This is a genomic window from Faecalibacterium sp. Marseille-Q3530 (assembly GCF_017377625.1).
GTDB lineage: Bacteria > Bacillota > Clostridia > Oscillospirales > Ruminococcaceae > Faecalibacterium > Faecalibacterium prausnitzii_E.
This window is the reverse complement of sequence record NZ_JAFREH010000008.1, coordinates 111071-127322: the sequence shown is the minus strand read 5'-3', so window position 1 is coordinate 127322 and position 16252 is coordinate 111071. Positions and strand designations below refer to the sequence as shown.

Genomic DNA, 16252 nt, shown 5'->3' with positions numbered 1-16252 from the left:
ATGTGCCGTACGGCTATGTGAAAGACCCGGAGAACCTGAAACATTGGCTTGTTGATCCAGAAGCGGCTGCAATCGTGAAGCGCATCTTCTCCATGTGCATGGAAGGCCGTGGCCCGACCCAAATTGCAAACCAACTGTGGGTGGACAAAGTTTTGACTCCCACCGCCTATAAGTTGAGCCATGGCCTGAGTACGAACTCACCCGCCCCGGAAGACCCTTATCGCTGGGATAAAAGAGCAGTAAGTTCGATTCTGGAACGCCTGGAGTACACTGGCTGCACAGTCAACTTTAAGACCTATACTAACTCTATCTGGGATAAAAAGAGACATCTGAATCCCGTGGAAAATCAGGCTATCTTCCCGGATACACATGAGCGCATTATTGACGATGATGTGTTTGAAAAGGTTCAGGAGATTCGTAGCCAGCGTCACCGCATGACCCGGACAGGCAAGAGCAGCATTTTCTCCGGTATGGTCTACTGCGCTGACTGCGGTTCTAAGATGCAATATGGTTCGTCCAACAACAGGGACTTCAGTCAAGACTTCTTTGATTGCTCTCTGCACAAGAAGAACGGGAGCAAGTGCAAGGGACACTTCATCCGGGTAAAGGTTTTGGAGGGCCGTGTGCTAAGCCATGTTCAGCGGGTGACGGACTACATCCTCTGTCATGAGGACTACTTCCGCAAGGTCATGGAGGAGCAGCTTCGGGTGGAAAGCACCGAAAAGCTGACTGTCCTGAAGAAGCAGCTTGCCCGGAATGAGAAGCGGATCGCAGACCTCAAACGGCTGTTCATGAAGATTTACGAGGACAATGTTAACGGAAAGCTTAGCGATGACCGCTTCGACATGATGAGTCAGAGCTACGATGCCGAACAGAAGCAGCTGGAAGAGGAAGTTCTCTCCATCCAGCAGGAAATTGAAGTACAGGAACAGCAGATCGAGAATATTGAAAAGTTCGTCCAGAAAGCGCACAAGTACGTTCATATTGAAGAACTCACCCCTTATGCTCTCCGTGAACTGGTGTCGGCCATCTATGTGGATGCCCCGGATAAGTCCAGCGGAAAGCGGGTGCAGCACATCCATATCAAGTACGATGGGCTGGGGTACATCCCTCTGGATGAACTGGAAGCAAAAGAAAAGGCGTGACCGAAGTCACGCCAAATCTTCCCCATTTCGGGAGCTTTTGCAAATACTGTTTTATGGGAACTCTGCTACGGGGAGCGCCCTGTTGTACATATCGCTATCGTCTGTGGATTTTTTCAGGGTGCGTCCGGGTGGCGCACCCTGTTTTTGTTCATAAGAAAAACCACAAGCTAAGCTTGTGGAAGAATGGAGCCGTAGCGTTGATACGGTAGAAAAAGAACCTCCTTTTGCTATAATTAGAAGCGGGTAACGCCAACCGCATACTAAAGCAAAAGGAGGTTCATCCATATGGACGAGAAAAGTTTATCACATACGAGCTGGAATTGCAAATATCATATTGTGCTTGTATCGAAATATCGCAGAAAAGTGATATATGGAAAGTTAAGAAAAGATATTGGCAAGATATTAAGAATGCTTTGTGATTATAAGCACGTAGAAATCATAGAAGCACATGCGATGCCGGACCATATCCACATGCTTGTGTCGATACCGCCAAAACTTACTGTAGCAGATTTTATGGGATATCTCAAAGGGAAGAGCACGCTCATGATATTCGAACGACATGCAAACTTAAAATACAAATACGGAAGGAGAGTGTTCTGGGCAAAAGGATATTACGTAAATACAGTAGGCGGAAACGAAGCCAAAATCCGCAAATACATTCAGGAACAAGAGTTCAACGATCAGATGTGCGACCAGTTGAACTTCAAGGAATACGAAGATCCGTTCAAGAATGTAGTTGACTTCAATGACGATGATTCGTCAGAAATACCTGCCGATAATATGAGAAAATAAGAGCGACGTCAGTGTGCGGTTGACGTCGCTCATTGTGTGCCTTTAGGCGCGGCTGGTATTATGGCCCCTATGGGACCGTTCTGCAAACTCCGCGTTTTCACGCGGGGTTATGATTGCATGTGCTTATTGTTTTTAAGCAAACTGAGCAAAAAATGCTGGCATTTCTTCTGCCTTTACTGGTACAGGGTCGTTACTAGGGCCGCTCCTAGTGTAATATGCTCCATCGAAGATTGCTGGACCGCTGTTACAAGTAATCCGTAAAATAATTACCGACTTTCCATGATAGTTGACATGACGCATTTTGGCCCCAATTTGCCTACGATAATGATCTTGTAGCGGCATATCATTTAGGGCGTTTCTGACGGTTAAAATGTAGGCATCATAGTTTTCGTAGTATTTTTCAACTTCACCATTAATACCCGTCACATAAAAGTCTCCAACCCTGATGGACTCCTGCCCATAGACGCGCCGAATCTTTTCTGCATCCTCAAAAGTGTCTGCAACGCCAAGAAGAACATATCCAGTAGCATTTTTCCCTGCATTGGCCATTGCCGTAAGGGTCTTAAATATTTTTCGGATTAGTGTATTATTTCTTCTGCCATCATCCAGATTGTGAATACCTTGTTTAAAATCATACTGGGTATTTTCTGTGGAAGACTGCTTGAGAAGTGTTTCTAGTTCATTTGCGTAAGAGTAAAGCATGGGATCTCCTTCTCCACGCTCCACAAAATGCGGTGCCAGTACACCTGAAGTAGCGGCAATCAAATCGGTTTTCTCCTGTTGAGACCACCAACCGCCTCCGCCTGAAATGTGAATAATTCTAGCGCCGATTCCATCTAGCGCATTATAAAGTGCATCATAGTTAACAATGCGTTTTTCTTGTCGAACTAGTAATTCATACATGGAAAGAAATAGTACTTGAAAATAACGCGGTCCTCGATAGGTCCTTGGTGATACCATTTGTGTAATAATTGTTTTTTGCCGTCCGGAAAACACACGTTTGATTTCGTCATACACATAAAAAAACTGCTCAGATACTTTCTCTGGAGATATTGCAGAAAGTGCTTCTTCAATCTTTTGATACCGTGCAGAAGCATCCGGCTGTTTATAACCGTAATATTCATCTAATATGCTAACATTGGAAGGAGGGACAGGTGTCAATAACATTGCACCGAGGATATCGGCGATTTGTTCCTCATCCATAGACTGTCGCAGATCTTCTTTTGATAGAATGTTTTCCTTAACCCAAAACACAGATTCAGGATCAATTCCCCCATGATAAGTATCTTTTGTGATGCTGATATTCTGCATCTGTGAGAGTAACAAAAAATCATTATGGGAAACATCGCCACGAATACGAGTTGCAATATTTCTTACAAGTTGTGAGAAATCGTTAACTACACCGGCCTGTCGGATTTCTTGGCGGGAAAGATGCTTGCCGTTGGAATTGATACGCCTAAATACTTCATCGATAATATCAGGATCATGTTCGTCATAAATCGAATAGGGCAGTTCATAGCTGACTATCTTAACGCACGTCTCACGATTCAGTACAGGCTGCCTTTGCTCTAAAATATGACTGTCCAACAAGTCTTTTGTCAAAGCTGTAGTGCTTAAATCAAAATATTCCCCATTAGCAGCAGGATAGTCATTTTCAATAAAAGAAAAAACAGCATTTAAGCGTTGCATGCCATCAATGATTTCGCTTCGATCCTGCCCTTTATAGACGCATTTTGCAAAAAGAAAAAGTGGAACGGGATAGCCATTTGCAAGGGAATCAATAAACGCCTGTTTTTCTTCAAGTTCCCAAACCAGTTTTCTCTGATAACGTCGATTAACTAAGTACTGATTATTTCTATAATCTTCATACGAACGTTCAACAACCTTGCCATTATTTATTGGTTGTTTGGCCATCTCAGCACCTCCCAAAGCCTATATTAATATTCTCGCATAATTATAGCATGCTGTATTTCTAAACACAATGTTTATTAATTTCATAGTAGTCAGAAATGAATTGAACAAAACACAGAAATTGTCGATACCATGTTGGCCGGTCGTTTTTCAATTTACAAAGTCGTTTTACTCTTCCGAGGGCATCGTGGCTTGGATGTCGGTCTGCGCTTCACCCCGTTGCGGAAATGGGTGGTTTTGTAGTAGTCGAAAAAACAAAAAATCCGAACCCCTCTCCTATCGAGAAAAGGTTCGGATTTTCATTGTTTGGTGCGATGGAAGGGACTCGAACCCCCGGCCTACTGATTCGTAGCGCACGCCGGGCGATTCCCTCAATTTTTGGAAGTTACGTTTTAACGTCATTTCTCAGCGATGCTTCGCAGGTTTTGAGTTTCGAGTTTCTGCACCCTTTGTCCGATTTTGCAACGATTTGCACCCTTTGCACGTTTTGAAACCGTGCAAAAACCGTGCAGAAACCGTGCACTTACTCCCGGACAAACTAAAAACCACTTCATCCGACAACGACTTGACGGCATTGGTTCGAGTGACCGCACACCAAAAATCAAGTCTTGGAGGATATGACTATGACAAAATTGTTTTCCTGCCGCTACAACATGGACACCAACCGGGTAGAAGCCCGGTTCGAGGATGGCATCACTCTTGCCATTGACTGCATCGCTGTGGAGGACGAATACGGCAACACCCCGGCACAGCGGGCGGAGCTGGACTGGCTGCTCTACAATAAGCCCTTGGAGTATGCCCAGATGGTGCTGAGAGGGGAGATGGAGCACTACCTGTCGCTGGGATGTGACCATGGCAGGCTGGAGGACTGAGCCGCAGAAAACGCGCGGCAAAATCGCTAATCGCGCGGCGCGCGTTTTTCTCGCTGACTTTTATTCAGGCAACATTGCACGCGTGCATTCCAGCGTGCGATTCCACTTTTCCGAAATTCAATCGTATTACAGTTTATTTTTACAAGTTCCAACTTTCACGTCGCACCTTCCCACGCATGAAGAATGCACGCCCGTGCGATCTTTGTTCGCGGTTTATTCGCGGTCAGCCGGATTTATTCGCGCTTTGTTCGCGCGATTGCGCGTTTTCAGCGTAAATTCAGCGTAAACCATGCCAAGTCAGCGTATTTTCAGCGTAAATCCCGGAAAGTCAGCGTAAATAACCATTTACCATATATAATAATGCCCGCCCACCTGTGGAAAGCCACAGTGGGCGGGCATTCTGCGTTTTCAGATGGACTGGAACCCTTTGCCGATGATCTCGCTTGAGTTGACAATGGTCAGAAAGGCCTCCGGGTCCTCCCGGCGCAGGAAATCCCGCAGCAGCCCTGCCTGCCGCCGGGTCAGCGCCACCATAATCATGGTGCGGGGCTCGCCGGTGTACACGCCGGTGGCGTTCTGCTGGGTCGCTGTGCGTCCCAGTGTTTCCGTAACGAAATGCCGGATGGGCTCCGGCCTTGAGGTGATGACCGTACACACCTTGCGGAGATTCAGGCTCTCGATAGCTGTATCCACGATGGTGCTGCGCCCGATGAGTCCCAGCACGCAGTACATCCCGGTCTGCGGGCCGTAGAGGTAAGCCGCAAACAGCACTGTGCCGATATCGCTGAGCAGCAGAGCCCTGCCGATCTCCACCTTGATGTACTTGTGCAGGATCATCGCCACGATCTCGGTGCCGCCGGTGGATGCCCCGATGTTGAATACGATGCCGCTGGCAATGGCAGGCAGCGCCACCGCAAAGCACAGCTCCAGCAAAGTATCATCCGTCAAAGGCTGCGACACGGGAAACATCTTTTCGCACATACTGGAATAAAAGCTGAGCATGAAGGAGGAGTACAGTGTCCAACCCATGGTCTTTATGCCCAGAAAGACGCAGCCCAGCACATCCAGCACCGCATTGGTGATCCACATAAAGGTGCTGACGCTCAGAGCCGGAAAGCAGGTGGCCAGAACGATGGAAAGACCGGTGGTGCCGCCAAATACAAAGTGGTTGGGCGCACAGTAAAAGTTCAGTGCTACTGCATAGATGATAAGTCCCAGATTCAGCAGTAGAAAAAAGCGTGCGCCGCTCCACAGCTGTGCCGGAGTCAGGTTTTTGCGCAGACCGTTCTTGATCGCTTCCATCTCAGTCCAGATGCTCCTTTACATCCATCAGCTGGGTGATGATGCAGTCTGCGGCGGACTGGTCCAGCGGCTCGCCGTGGCGGGGCTTCAGTGCCAGCACCTTCAGCCCTGCCGCCTTTGCGGAGGCAATGCCTGTGGGAGAATCCTCCACCGCAATAGCCTTGTCTGCCGTCAGCCCCAGTGCCTTCAGCGCCTTGAGATAGATATCCGGTGCAGGCTTATGGGCGGCGCAGTCCTCGCCGCTGAAGGCGAAATCCACCATTGCTTTCAGACCGCCCTCCGTGAGCATCTTCATGATATCCGGCGCTGCGCTGGAGGACGCCACCGCCACCTTCAGTCCACGGCTGCGGAGCGCATTCATCAGGGGCTCTGCCTGCGGGTCGGTAAGCTTGCCGTAGGGGGTGGGGCGAGCCTTGCGGTACTCCCGGTAAGCCATCAGCATCTCCTGACGGCGCACAGGGTCGTTGGGGACAATGGCTTCCCAGATGGCTTTTTCGTTGGAGCCGATGAAGTTGCCCTCCGGGATGGGGATGCCGTTTTCCAGCAGAAAGTTTTTACGGCGGTTCTCGTAGTAATATTCCGTATCTGCCAGCACCCCATCCATATCAAAAATCACTGCTTCAATCATTCTTCATTTCCCTCTTCATCAAAAAAGGGGAGGGGCAAGCCCCTCCCCCAAGCATGGGTCTATTGATCCCAGTCGATCGCTTAGTACTCCAGCTTCCACATATAGCGGCGCAGGGTCAGCGGATGCTGACGGACGTAGGACAGCTCCTCAGCATAGACGCGGAACACGGCGGTGTGCATCAGCGGGTTGAAGTAGGTGATGACGCTGCTGTCCACAGCATTGCCCAGACCGTAATCCTTTGCATCCACAACGGTGGTCAGAGCATCGAAGCGGTGCAGGAAGGTCAGTGCGCGGGCATCCACGGGACGGGTCTTGCCGTCGTTCATCAGCAGGATGAAGGGCACGTCCTTGTCCACGATCTCGAAGGGGCCGTGGAAGAACTCGCCGCTGTGGAAGGAGCCAGAGTTGACCCACTGCATCTCCATCATCAGGCAGATAGAGGTGGAGTAAGCGACCTCCATGGAAGCGCCGCTGGACATGACGTAGACGACGGGAGCGTCCTTGTACTTCTCAGCGAACTCCTTGGCAGACTTGCGGGCAGAGTTGGCAGCGTTCTCGGCAGCCTCGAACACGTTGGTCAGGCCCTCGATCATCTTGTCGTACTTGTCGAAGCCTTCCACCTGCTGCAGGATCTCCACAGCCAGTGCCAGAACGTAGCCCATCTTTTCCAGCTTAGCGGCGTAGTTTGCCTCAAAGCCGTGGACGATGGTGTAGTCAGCTTCCTTGGTCAGGGCAGAACCGGCAGCGTGGGTAACGCTGACAACGGTTGCACCGGCGGCCTTTGCCACGCTGTTGGCTTTGACGGTCTCAGGGGTGCTGCCGCCCAGAGAAGCGGTGATGACCACGGTGGTGTCGCCCAGCCAATCGGGGGTGTCGTAGTTGAACTCGTTGGCGGTGTAGTGTGCCACGCGCAGCTTCTTGCTGCAGTTGGACAGGAAGTACTTTGCGGGGTACAGCTCTGCCTTGGAAGCGCCGCAGCCAACAAAGGCCACGTTCTCCACGTTGTGCTTTGCCACGATGTCTGCCACGATGGACTTGACGTTTGCCAGATCAATGTTATACATAATGCAATCCTCCAAATTATTTTTCTTTTTGTTCTGATGAATCACAAATTACAGGCGTACGGATATCTATGTAAGCCGGAAACCCGGTTACACCAACAGACCAAGGGCGTTGATGGCAACACCGCCCACGATGCAGATGCCCAGCAGCCAGCCGGTCTTGACCTTTTTGCGGATCAGGGTGTACATCAGCATCACGATGCCAAGGTTCAGAAGGTTCGGCAGAATGCTGTTCAGCACATCCTGCAGCACCAGACCGGTGCTTGCGAAGGTAATGGGGGTAGTCAAACCCACCATGCTTGCCACCATGGCACCAATGACCATCAGGCCTACGATGCCGCAGACGTACATCAACTTGTCCATCATGCCGCCGTTGAGCTTGGTCAGGTACTTGCTGCCCATGGTGTAGCCCAGCTTACCGGCAAACCATGTGACCAGCACAGAGGGGACGATGGAGATGATCATAGCCAGAATGGGGCCCAGAACGCTGCCCTGCTGTGCCAGAGAGATGCCCAGACCAAAAGCGATCAGGCGGACAGTGCCCTGGAAGAAGGAGTCGCCCACGCCGGACAGGGGGCCCATCAGCGAGGTCTTGACGGCGTTGATGGTCTCCGGGTTGAAGTTCTCACGGTCGGCGGCGTACTGCTCCTCCATGGAAGCAGCCAGACCCAGCGTAAAGGCACTGGTCTGGGGGGTGCAGTTGTAGAACGCCATCTCACGCTCGTAGGCTTCCTTTTTGTGCGCCAGCTGCTCGGGGTCGTTCTCGTTGGGGTACAGCTCGTCCAGCGTGGGAGCGATGCCGTACAAAAAGCCCATGTTCATCTGACGTTCGTAGTTCCAGGAGGCCTGAATGTTCAGGGAACGCCACATAAACTGGAAGTATTTCTTGAAGTCGCTGCGCTTTGCAGTCTTGGTTGCGTTGCTCATTTCAGCTTCCTCCTATCAAAGATCGTCGTCATCTTCCAGCGGGTCGTAATCCGGGTTGGCAGCAGCTGCACCGGCAGCGGCTGCGGCGGGTGCGCCCTTGCCATACTTCAGACCGGTCAGGATCACAGCCAGAATTGCGGCGAAGATTGCCACAGCGGTAACATCCAGACCCAGATAGCCCACAAAGAAGAAGCCCAACAGGAAGTAGACGGTCAGGTCGCGGTTGAGCATGGTGGACAGCAGCAGGGCAATACCGTAAGCGGTAAGGAACTTACTGCCGAGGTTCAGGCCATCGGTCAGCCATGCGGGGATGAAAGCCACGATCTTCTGCACCAGATCTGTGCCGAAGTAGACGGACAGGAAAATGGGGATGAAGTACATCAGGCTGTACAGCACTGTGCCCCAGACGATGTGCATACTCCATGCCTTGCGGAACTTGCCTTCTGCAATGGCGTGGTCGGCAACGTGGGTCAAGTTGGACAGGATGGTGCGCATCAGCACGCCCAGCATCTGGCCCAGAACAGCGATGGGGATGGCCAGCGCCAGTGCAGTCTCGGCAGAAGCATCGGTCAGGATGGCAAAAGCTGCGCAGATGATGGCAGCCATGTTCATGTCCGGGGGTGCGGCTGCGCCGATGTTCACGATGCCAAGGCTCATCAGCTCGATGGATGCGCCAAGGGTCAGGCCGGTCTGCAGATCACCCAGCAGCGCACCGACGATGGTGCAGGTGATGAGCGGACGCTCGAAGTTCATGCGGCCCAGAATGCGCGAGTCCAGAATACAGAACACGCCAACCAGACCCAGAAGCAATGCGGTAACAAACATGGGTCAAATCCTCCTTCTTATCTCCTTACGATCAGGTGTGATCGATGGGTACTACCTTAAAGGTGGGGGTCTGCTGGCTGTAGATCTTAATGCCCATATCCAGCAGCTTCTGGGTGTCTGCCTGCTCCTCCGGGGTCAGGAATACCGACTGGTCAAAGGCCTTGGAGCCGGGCTTATTTGCCACAGCGCCGTAGTTGATCTCTTTGATCTTGGGGTATGCCTGGCAGAACTTGAGCAGCGCAGCGGTGTTGCCGAAGATCATCATGATCTTCTCGTCCAGCTGCTCCACCTTTGGCATCTTGGCGATGGCCTTGTCCACCGTAAAGATGTTCACCCGGACACCGGCAGGCTTGCTTAGCAGCAGGGCGGACTTTTTCATCTCGTCGTTGGCAGCGTCATCGTCCACCACGATGATGCGCTGTGCGCCCACATGGCCGGTCCACGAGAATACCACCTGACCGTGCAGCAGGCGGTAGTCCAGACGTACTAATTTGATCATAGGTCATCCTCCTCATCTTGGGCTGCGTTTTTCAGCAGCAGGTTGCAATCAATGATCTGCGCCTTGGCATCTGCAATGCACTCGGCCAGTTCGTCCTGTGTCAGGGCTTCGTCGTTGGAAGCAAGGGTCAGCACCAGAGAAGCGTTCATGCCGCAGATCAGGTGCACCGCCGGATACTCCGGCAGCAGGGTCAGCATCTCGTTGTTCACGCTACCGCCCATCACATCGGTCACGATGTACACAGCATCCTCTGCTGCAAAGTCCTCCAGCAATCGGCGTGCCGCCACCGTGATAGGCTCGGTCTCATCCCGCAGGGTGGCAAGGGCATAAAGGTTCGGCAACTCACCAAGGATCATCTGCACGGTGTCCTTCATTCCGGCGGACAGCCCTCCGTGCGAAGCAAGAATGATTCGGTTCATACGCATCCACGACCTTTCTTGTGTTTCCTTCATCTCTTCGACGTCCGTGTCATCCTATTCGTTATAGACGTCATAATCGTCATGTACATAGTACCACATTTTGCACAGACGTCAAGAGGTTTTGTTAAAATAATCTCAGCTTTGGTAACGTGCACAAAGCCGAGCCGTCACATTTTTGCAGTTTCACCAATAACCCTCCGTAGAACGACAAAAAGAGCGTCTCTTCCGCACGGAAGAGACGCTCTTTTGAGGGAATGGATCTGCGCTTAAAACTCAAACATATACCGACTTCCAATATAATACTGCCGCCCGATGCACAGCGGGTGGTCATATTGGTCATGGAAGTAGGCGTTCAGATACAGCAGCGGCTCGCCCAGCGAAAGGTTGAGCAGCTGTGCCTGTTCTGCTGTGGCTCGCACTGCCTCGATACGCTGGCGGGAGGTCGTTGCAGGGCGCAGCCCGGAGATGTGCTCAATGGCGTCAAACATGGAAACATCATTGAGGTTCTCGCTCATCAGGCTCTTATAAGGCTCGTAGGGCAGGAACAGGTTCTCCAGAAAAACCGGCTGACCATCGGCGGTGCGCAGACGCTGGATATAGATGAGCAAGGCTTCCGGGCCTACATGGAAGAAGGCTTCCTCATCCTTACGCACCGGCACGATCTGACGGTTCAGCAGCCGGGCACCCGGCACCATGCCGTTTTCTTTGCAGATCTCCGTAAAGCTGGCAGCACCTCTGCCGCTGGTAAACTTGCGATGGATGCGGGGCTTACTGACAAAGGTGCCCCGCCCCTGCATTTTGACCAGATACCCTTCGGCGCACAGTTCTTCCACGGCACGGCGCACCGTGATGCGGCTGACCGAATACTCCGCGCTCAGTTCCGGCTCCGGAGGGATCTTTTCGTTGGTTTTGTACTTGCCGCTCTCGATCGCGGCACGAATGTCATCCTTTACCTGCTGGTAAAGCGGGACGACAGCACTATCATTGATCGCCATGAAATACCTCACCCTCAAATTGAGTATATCGTTATAAACATTATATTCATCTTATGGCTATGATAGTGCATATTCCGCGAATTGTCAAGTAAAACTTGCAGTCAATTTTTTGTGCGAGGTAACGGATGCGCCCCGTGCTGCACAGGGCACCCCATTTTCCAGTGCCCTGCCGGGAAGAATCCAAAGAGCGGCGGAACGCTCGTTGGCACACGACTTTGGAACCAAAGTCTAGTGTGTTACACCTTGGTTCCGGCTGATGCGGAAAAGGAGCTGCGAAAGGCTCCGGCAAGCACCTGTTTTGTGGCAGAAGGATGTGCGGATGGGCATGGCAGCTAATGGTTTCTGCCCACCCAACGCAGGCTTGCAGAGGAACCAATGGTGTACGTTCTCCTTCCTGCCGCAGCAGCGTTTTTCCCCTATAAGCCGCAATGTAAAAATAATCAGCGTCTGTGCTTGCCCCGGTTGCCTGCAAGCGTCCCCGGTTTCAGCATTGCCGTTTTATAAAGGATCTTCTTTATCAGCTTTCTTTCATCTTCTGTCAGCTTATCGTAGTTGATGCCGATCGCCTTCAATGCTGTTCGAATCTTCTTTTCATCCGCAGACCCTTCAAGTTTCTGTGCATCCTCCAGTTCCTTCATCAAGTTATCGACCATTGCACCATCCGAAGTGGTCTTGTCCTTGCGGTGTTCCGTCTTGATGTTCTTCAGGATAGCCACCAACTCGTCATACAAGACCCGACCAAAGTACTCATCTTCATCGATCTGCCCCAGCTTCAAGGTGCTCATGTATAGATCGTTTTCATCTGCTGCATACTTCTTTTTCAGCATTTGCCGGGTCGCTTCCAGACCAGCATTGAGGTTTTGAATGTTTGCGCTGACATATCCATCCACATAGATTTCCAGATCGGTCATGAACCGCCGGAAATTCTCATGCACGATCAGTTCGCACAGCAGCCGATGATTGAATTTTCCATTCCTTAATACGTCCACTGCGCCGTCGCTCAGATGCAAGTCCGAAAGGACTGCATCTGGGCGTTTTTTGTTTTCCGTCACACCCAGCAGGTAGTCGGTGGTCACGCCATAGAACTCAGCCAGTGTTGTCACGGCGTAAATGCTGAGGTCGGTCACATCGTCGCTTTCGTATTTCGACAGTGCCGATTTGGACAGACCCGTCTGCTCTGCCAGCGTTTCCAACTTCAGATTCCGCTCCACACGCAGGTCTTTGAGCCGTTCTCCCAGTGTCAGCTTGATATTCATGGTCGCACCTCCGATGTTTTTTGCACAGTATACCACTTCCGGCGGTTCCTGTCCATAAACGTGGAATTTTGCAGTTTCTACACCTGTTTTCCGACATTATGGATATACGGCACAGCGGCCATTGCGGTGCTATCCTATAGACAGAAAGAAAACATATTAACTCCCCAGCAGCGAACATATTAAGGGCTTCCCGCGAAAGCCCTCTGAAATATCTTTCATAACAGGACCTTGAGAACAGAATGACCGTCCGAACTGCCCAGACCGCCAAGACCTCCCATCGGGGGAGCGAGCGCCCTGCATGGGGCCGACACAGAGTCCAAAAAGATTTCCTGTCGGAAGGCAGCAAGGGAGACCGGCTTCACCGAAGTTCCCACTTGGGGAACACCGGTGACTTTGAACGTGGCAGGGATCAAATTGATCCGTGCCAGAGCCTTTGAGCAAAGGAGAAATTTTGAGTTTATATCAAAAGATCAAGTCCGCCATCACCGTTCGGCAGGTGGGAGAGATGTACGGCATGGAGCCCGACCGCCATAGCATGGTGTGCTGTCCGTTCCACTCCGACAACCACCCCAGTATGATGCTGAACGAATCCTACTATTACTGTTTTGCTTGCGGGGCCAATGGAGATGCCATCGACCTCACCGCCAAACTGTTTGACCTGAACCCCCGGCAAGCCGCTGAGAAGCTTGCAAGTGACTTCGGGCTTGACCCGGATAAGCCGCCCGCCAATGCCATCGCCCTGCCGCCGCCCAAGCGTGGCCTGACGGACGAGCAGTGGGCAGACATCGCCTACTGCCTGCGGGTGCTGACCGACTATCTCGACCTGCTGCACGACTGGCAGGAGCGTTACAAGCCCGCCAGCCCGGAAGAACCGCTGGACGAGCGGTTCGTGGAAGCCCTCCACATGACCGAGACCATCGAGCACCTGACGGACTGCGTTGCATTTGGAACGCCCCAGCAGAAGGCCGCTGCCGCCGCACAGCTGCTGTCCGGGTCGTACCTGCTGATGCTGGAAGAGCGCACCGACCGCCTTGCTCTGGCAAAGTGCGCCTGACGATTGATTCACCTGAAGTGGTGGGTCTCACCGTGAGACCCACCACTTCACTTTTCTAAAGGAGGAACACCCTATGAAGAAAAACATTTCCCGCAACCCCTTATGGCCGGACTGGTACAACGGCAAGAAGATCGATGAAGTCCAGTTTGGCCGTGCCTTTCTGGAACAGTGGCCGCTGAAATGCGTCAACGGTACACTGTACACGCTGGACGACCCGGTAGAGGACGAAAGCGAGATCAAGCAGCGCATCTTGGAGAACATCGAGGAATATGTCACCTCCGGCCTGTCCAAAAAGGTCACCAACATTCTGGAGACCATCAAGCTGCTGGCCTTTTCCGACCCGTTTCCCATCGAGCAGGACTGCATCCACCTCCAGAACGGCGTGTACCATCTGCCGGACGGCTCTTTTCAGGAGAGTCGCCTGTTCTGCCAGAACCGCCTGCCTGTGAGGTATGACCCCAAAGCCGCCAGCCCTGACCGCTGGCTAACTTTCCTGCACGAGCTGCTGGACGATGCCGACATCCCCACCTTGCAGGAATATCTGGGCTACTGCCTGATCCCCAGCACCAAGGGACAGAAGATGATGCTCATTGTCGGCAAGGGCGGCGAGGGCAAGTCCCGCATCGGGCTGGTACTGAAACGGCTCATGGGAGACGCCGCCAGCAACGGCAGCGTCCAGAAAGTCGAGAACAACCGCTTTGCCCGTGCCGATCTGGAACGCCGCCTGCTGATGATCGATGACGACATGGACATGAACGCCCTGCCCAAGACCAACTATATCAAGACCATCGTCACCGCCGAGGCCAAGCTGGACTTGGAGCGCAAGGGTGTCCAGAGCTACCAGCGCGACATCTACGCCCGGTTTCTCTGCTTTGGCAACGGTGCGCTGACTTCGCTGTACGACCATTCGGATGGTTTCTTTCGCCGCCAGCTTATCCTGACCACTAAGGACAAGCCTGCCGACCGCACGGATGACCCCTTCCTTGTGGAGAAGATGTGCGCCGAGTTGGAAGGCATCCTGCTCTGGTGTCTGGAAGGGCTGCACCGGCTGGTGCAGAACGATTTCCGCTTCACGGTCAGCGAACGAGCCGCTGCCAACGTGGACACCATCAAACGCAGCAGCAACAATGTCATCGACTTCATGGAGTCCGAGGGCTACTTCCGTTTCAAGGCGGACTACTCCATCAGCTCCAAGGAGTTCTACGACATTTACAAGCAGTGGTGCGAGGACAATGCCTGTCACAGCGTGTCTGCCATCCGTTTCAGCGCAGAACTGCGCCAGAATGACCGCCGCTATAACCTTGAAGCCACCAACAACATCTATCTGCCCGATGGTCGCAGGGTGCGGGGTTTCGTAGGCATCGAACCGCTTGTCCACCCCTGCCCGTAAAAAGTGCATTTTTTCACGGAAGAAGTTCGTACAACCTGTACGGTCTGTACTTGTACGCACCTGTACGGAAAATTCAAGTAAATTAAAACGTGCTATCGTTTATATTTCAAATTCCCGTACGCCGTACAGACCGTACAGGTTATTTGAAGTCCGTACAGATTTTTTGTACACCCCAAGAAGGAGCGTGATCTATGAAAGCCCAATACGGCATTTTAAGGTTCAAAAAGTACAAGGGGCCTGCCATCAGCCCCATCGAAGCCCACAACGAGCGCACCAAGGAGCAGTACGCCAGCAACCCGGATATCGACACGAGCCGGAGCTGCTACAACCTTCATCTGGTGCAGCCGCAGGGCAGGTACCGGGAAGAAGCCGACCGCATGATAGCTGCCGCCCACTGCCGTGTCCGCAAGGACAGCGTACGGGTGGTGGAGGCTCTTGTCACCGCCAGCCCGGAGTTTTTCAAGGATAAGACCAACCGGGAGATCAAGGCGTATTTCGAGTATGCCTTGGAGTTTCTGAAAAGCAAGCAGAACGCCCAAACTTTTATCTCGGCTGTTGTCCACATGGACGAGAAAACGCCCCACCTGCACCTCTGCTTTGTACCTCTGACTGCTGACGGGCGGCTGAGCGCGAAAGAGATCATCGGCAACCGCAAGAACCTTGTGAAGTGGCAGGACGAGTTCTGGCAGCACATGGTCAAGCAGTATCCGGAGCTGGAGCGTGGCGAAAGTGCCAGCCAGACCGGGCGGGAGCACATCCCGCCCCGCATCTTCAAGGAGATGACCCAGCTGACCAAGCAGAAGGAGCAGTTGGATGCCCTGCTGGTGGGCATCACCCCCTTCAACGGCAAGAGCCGTGCGGCGGAGATCAGCAAGCTGCTGGACAGCTATATCCCCAATGTGGCACGGATGAAGGACCAGCTGCGGAAGTACAACGTCGCCTTCACCAAGACCGCCGCCGAAAATGAAAAGCTGAAAGAGAAGAACAAGACGCTCTCTGCCTCGCTGGACAAAGCGACGGAAGGGAGCGTCTTGAAGCGTCTGGAGGATGCCAAACTGCGGCAGGACTATGAAGCCGCCCTGAAAACGCTGGACAGCATCCCGCCGGAGGTCATTCGATTTTATGAGAACCGCACGCAGGAGCCTGCGATGCGCCACGATAAGTAAGGAGCAATGC

16 protein-coding genes are annotated in these 16252 nt (G+C 52.5%); 6 read left to right on the top strand and 10 right to left on the bottom strand.

Translation table 11 applies throughout. The features are described 5' to 3' along the window. Together J3350_RS08580 and tnpA are read left to right on the top strand one after the other, a co-directional pair. Positions 1–1145, top strand: a 1145-nt coding sequence (locus J3350_RS08580; protein WP_242700201.1) for a recombinase family protein, incomplete at its 5' end; no start/stop codon positions are given. A 285-nt stretch (positions 1146–1430) separates the two neighbouring features. Beyond that, entirely contained in the window at positions 1431–1937 is a 507-nt protein-coding gene (tnpA, locus tag J3350_RS08575) for an IS200/IS605 family transposase (protein WP_207686329.1), read from the top strand. 132 nt (positions 1938–2069) lie between these two features. On the opposite strand, the gene J3350_RS08570 is transcribed toward tnpA, so the two are convergent. Further along, entirely contained in the window at positions 2070–3851 is a 1782-nt protein-coding gene (locus tag J3350_RS08570) for a DUF262 domain-containing protein (RefSeq protein WP_207686328.1), read from the bottom strand. A gap of 620 nt (positions 3852–4471) precedes the next feature. Between J3350_RS08570 and J3350_RS08565 the strand changes: the two genes are divergently transcribed. Further along, a complete protein-coding gene (locus J3350_RS08565; RefSeq protein ID WP_207686327.1) occupies positions 4472–4720 on the top strand; it encodes a DUF6061 family protein in 249 nt (82 codons plus the stop codon). 408 nt (positions 4721–5128) lie between these two features. Here J3350_RS08565 and J3350_RS08560 read toward each other — a convergent pair whose 3' ends face one another. From J3350_RS08560 to J3350_RS08520, 9 genes are all read right to left on the bottom strand, one after another. Then, positions 5129–6022, bottom strand: coding sequence for a YitT family protein (locus tag J3350_RS08560; protein WP_015565011.1), 894 nt, complete (start codon positions 6020–6022; stop codon positions 5129–5131). A gap of 1 nt (position 6023) precedes the next feature. Continuing rightward, complete coding sequence (locus J3350_RS08555; protein WP_015565012.1) at positions 6024–6650, bottom strand: HAD family phosphatase; 627 nt, start codon at positions 6648–6650, stop codon at positions 6024–6026. Positions 6651–6730: 80 nt separating this feature from the next. Next, a complete protein-coding gene (locus J3350_RS08550; protein WP_097773855.1) occupies positions 6731–7714 on the bottom strand; it encodes an SIS domain-containing protein in 984 nt (327 codons plus the stop codon). A gap of 87 nt (positions 7715–7801) precedes the next feature. Then, positions 7802–8638: a PTS system mannose/fructose/sorbose family transporter subunit IID gene (locus tag J3350_RS08545; RefSeq protein ID WP_055186627.1), complete on the bottom strand. Its 837-nt coding sequence runs from the start codon at positions 8636–8638 to the stop codon at positions 7802–7804. 15 nt (positions 8639–8653) lie between these two features. Further along, on the bottom strand, positions 8654–9463 hold the full coding sequence (locus tag J3350_RS08540) for a PTS sugar transporter subunit IIC (RefSeq protein WP_113991724.1): 810 nt from the start codon (positions 9461–9463) through the stop codon (positions 8654–8656). Positions 9464–9494: 31 nt separating this feature from the next. Continuing rightward, positions 9495–9962, bottom strand: coding sequence for a PTS sugar transporter subunit IIB (locus J3350_RS08535; protein ID WP_055186625.1), 468 nt, complete (start codon positions 9960–9962; stop codon positions 9495–9497). Further along, positions 9959–10381 carry a PTS sugar transporter subunit IIA gene (locus tag J3350_RS08530; RefSeq protein ID WP_207686326.1) on the bottom strand — a complete coding sequence of 141 codons (423 nt, stop codon included), beginning with the start codon at positions 10379–10381 and terminating at the stop codon, positions 9959–9961. Before J3350_RS08530 ends, J3350_RS08535 begins: the two co-directional genes overlap by 4 nt. Positions 10382–10647: 266 nt before the next feature. Continuing rightward, positions 10648–11376 carry a GntR family transcriptional regulator gene (locus J3350_RS08525; RefSeq protein WP_113991721.1) on the bottom strand — a complete coding sequence of 243 codons (729 nt, stop codon included), beginning with the start codon at positions 11374–11376 and terminating at the stop codon, positions 10648–10650. Between the two features lie 440 nt (positions 11377–11816). Further along, positions 11817–12632, bottom strand: coding sequence for a helix-turn-helix domain-containing protein (locus J3350_RS08520; protein WP_117929091.1), 816 nt, complete (start codon positions 12630–12632; stop codon positions 11817–11819). Positions 12633–13083: 451 nt separating this feature from the next. Here J3350_RS08520 and J3350_RS08515 point away from each other — a divergent pair, with 451 nt between their 5' ends. The 3 genes from J3350_RS08515 to mobV all read left to right on the top strand — a co-directional run bounded on the left by J3350_RS08515 (position 13084) and on the right by mobV (position 16242). Then, positions 13084–13686 (top strand): CHC2 zinc finger domain-containing protein, encoded by a 603-nt coding sequence (locus tag J3350_RS08515; RefSeq protein WP_242700200.1) that lies wholly within the window; start codon positions 13084–13086, stop codon positions 13684–13686. 73 nt (positions 13687–13759) lie between these two features. Continuing rightward, complete coding sequence (locus J3350_RS08510; RefSeq protein ID WP_207686325.1) at positions 13760–15076, top strand: phage/plasmid primase, P4 family; 1317 nt, start codon at positions 13760–13762, stop codon at positions 15074–15076. A gap of 191 nt (positions 15077–15267) precedes the next feature. Then, positions 15268–16242 (top strand): MobV family relaxase, encoded by a 975-nt coding sequence (gene mobV / locus J3350_RS08505; RefSeq protein ID WP_207686324.1) that lies wholly within the window; start codon positions 15268–15270, stop codon positions 16240–16242. The last annotated feature ends 10 nt before the right edge of the window (positions 16243–16252 follow it).

Coding starts and splice junctions, on each gene's coding strand:
- tnpA (WP_207686329.1), top strand. CDS start 1,431: ATGGACGAGAAAAGTTTATCACATACGAGCTGGAATTGCAAATATCAT.
- J3350_RS08570 (WP_207686328.1), bottom strand. CDS start 3,851: ATGGCCAAACAACCAATAAATAATGGCAAGGTTGTTGAACGTTCGTAT.
- J3350_RS08565 (WP_207686327.1), top strand. CDS start 4,472: ATGACAAAATTGTTTTCCTGCCGCTACAACATGGACACCAACCGGGTA.
- J3350_RS08560 (WP_015565011.1), bottom strand. CDS start 6,022: ATGGAAGCGATCAAGAACGGTCTGCGCAAAAACCTGACTCCGGCACAG.
- J3350_RS08555 (WP_015565012.1), bottom strand. CDS start 6,650: ATGATTGAAGCAGTGATTTTTGATATGGATGGGGTGCTGGCAGATACG.
- J3350_RS08550 (WP_097773855.1), bottom strand. CDS start 7,714: ATGTATAACATTGATCTGGCAAACGTCAAGTCCATCGTGGCAGACATC.
- J3350_RS08545 (WP_055186627.1), bottom strand. CDS start 8,638: ATGAGCAACGCAACCAAGACTGCAAAGCGCAGCGACTTCAAGAAATAC.
- J3350_RS08540 (WP_113991724.1), bottom strand. CDS start 9,463: ATGTTTGTTACCGCATTGCTTCTGGGTCTGGTTGGCGTGTTCTGTATT.
- J3350_RS08535 (WP_055186625.1), bottom strand. CDS start 9,962: ATGATCAAATTAGTACGTCTGGACTACCGCCTGCTGCACGGTCAGGTG.
- J3350_RS08530 (WP_207686326.1), bottom strand. CDS start 10,381: ATGAACCGAATCATTCTTGCTTCGCACGGAGGGCTGTCCGCCGGAATG.
- J3350_RS08525 (WP_113991721.1), bottom strand. CDS start 11,376: ATGGCGATCAATGATAGTGCTGTCGTCCCGCTTTACCAGCAGGTAAAG.
- J3350_RS08520 (WP_117929091.1), bottom strand. CDS start 12,632: ATGAATATCAAGCTGACACTGGGAGAACGGCTCAAAGACCTGCGTGTG.
- J3350_RS08510 (WP_207686325.1), top strand. CDS start 13,760: ATGAAGAAAAACATTTCCCGCAACCCCTTATGGCCGGACTGGTACAAC.
- mobV (WP_207686324.1), top strand. CDS start 15,268: ATGAAAGCCCAATACGGCATTTTAAGGTTCAAAAAGTACAAGGGGCCT.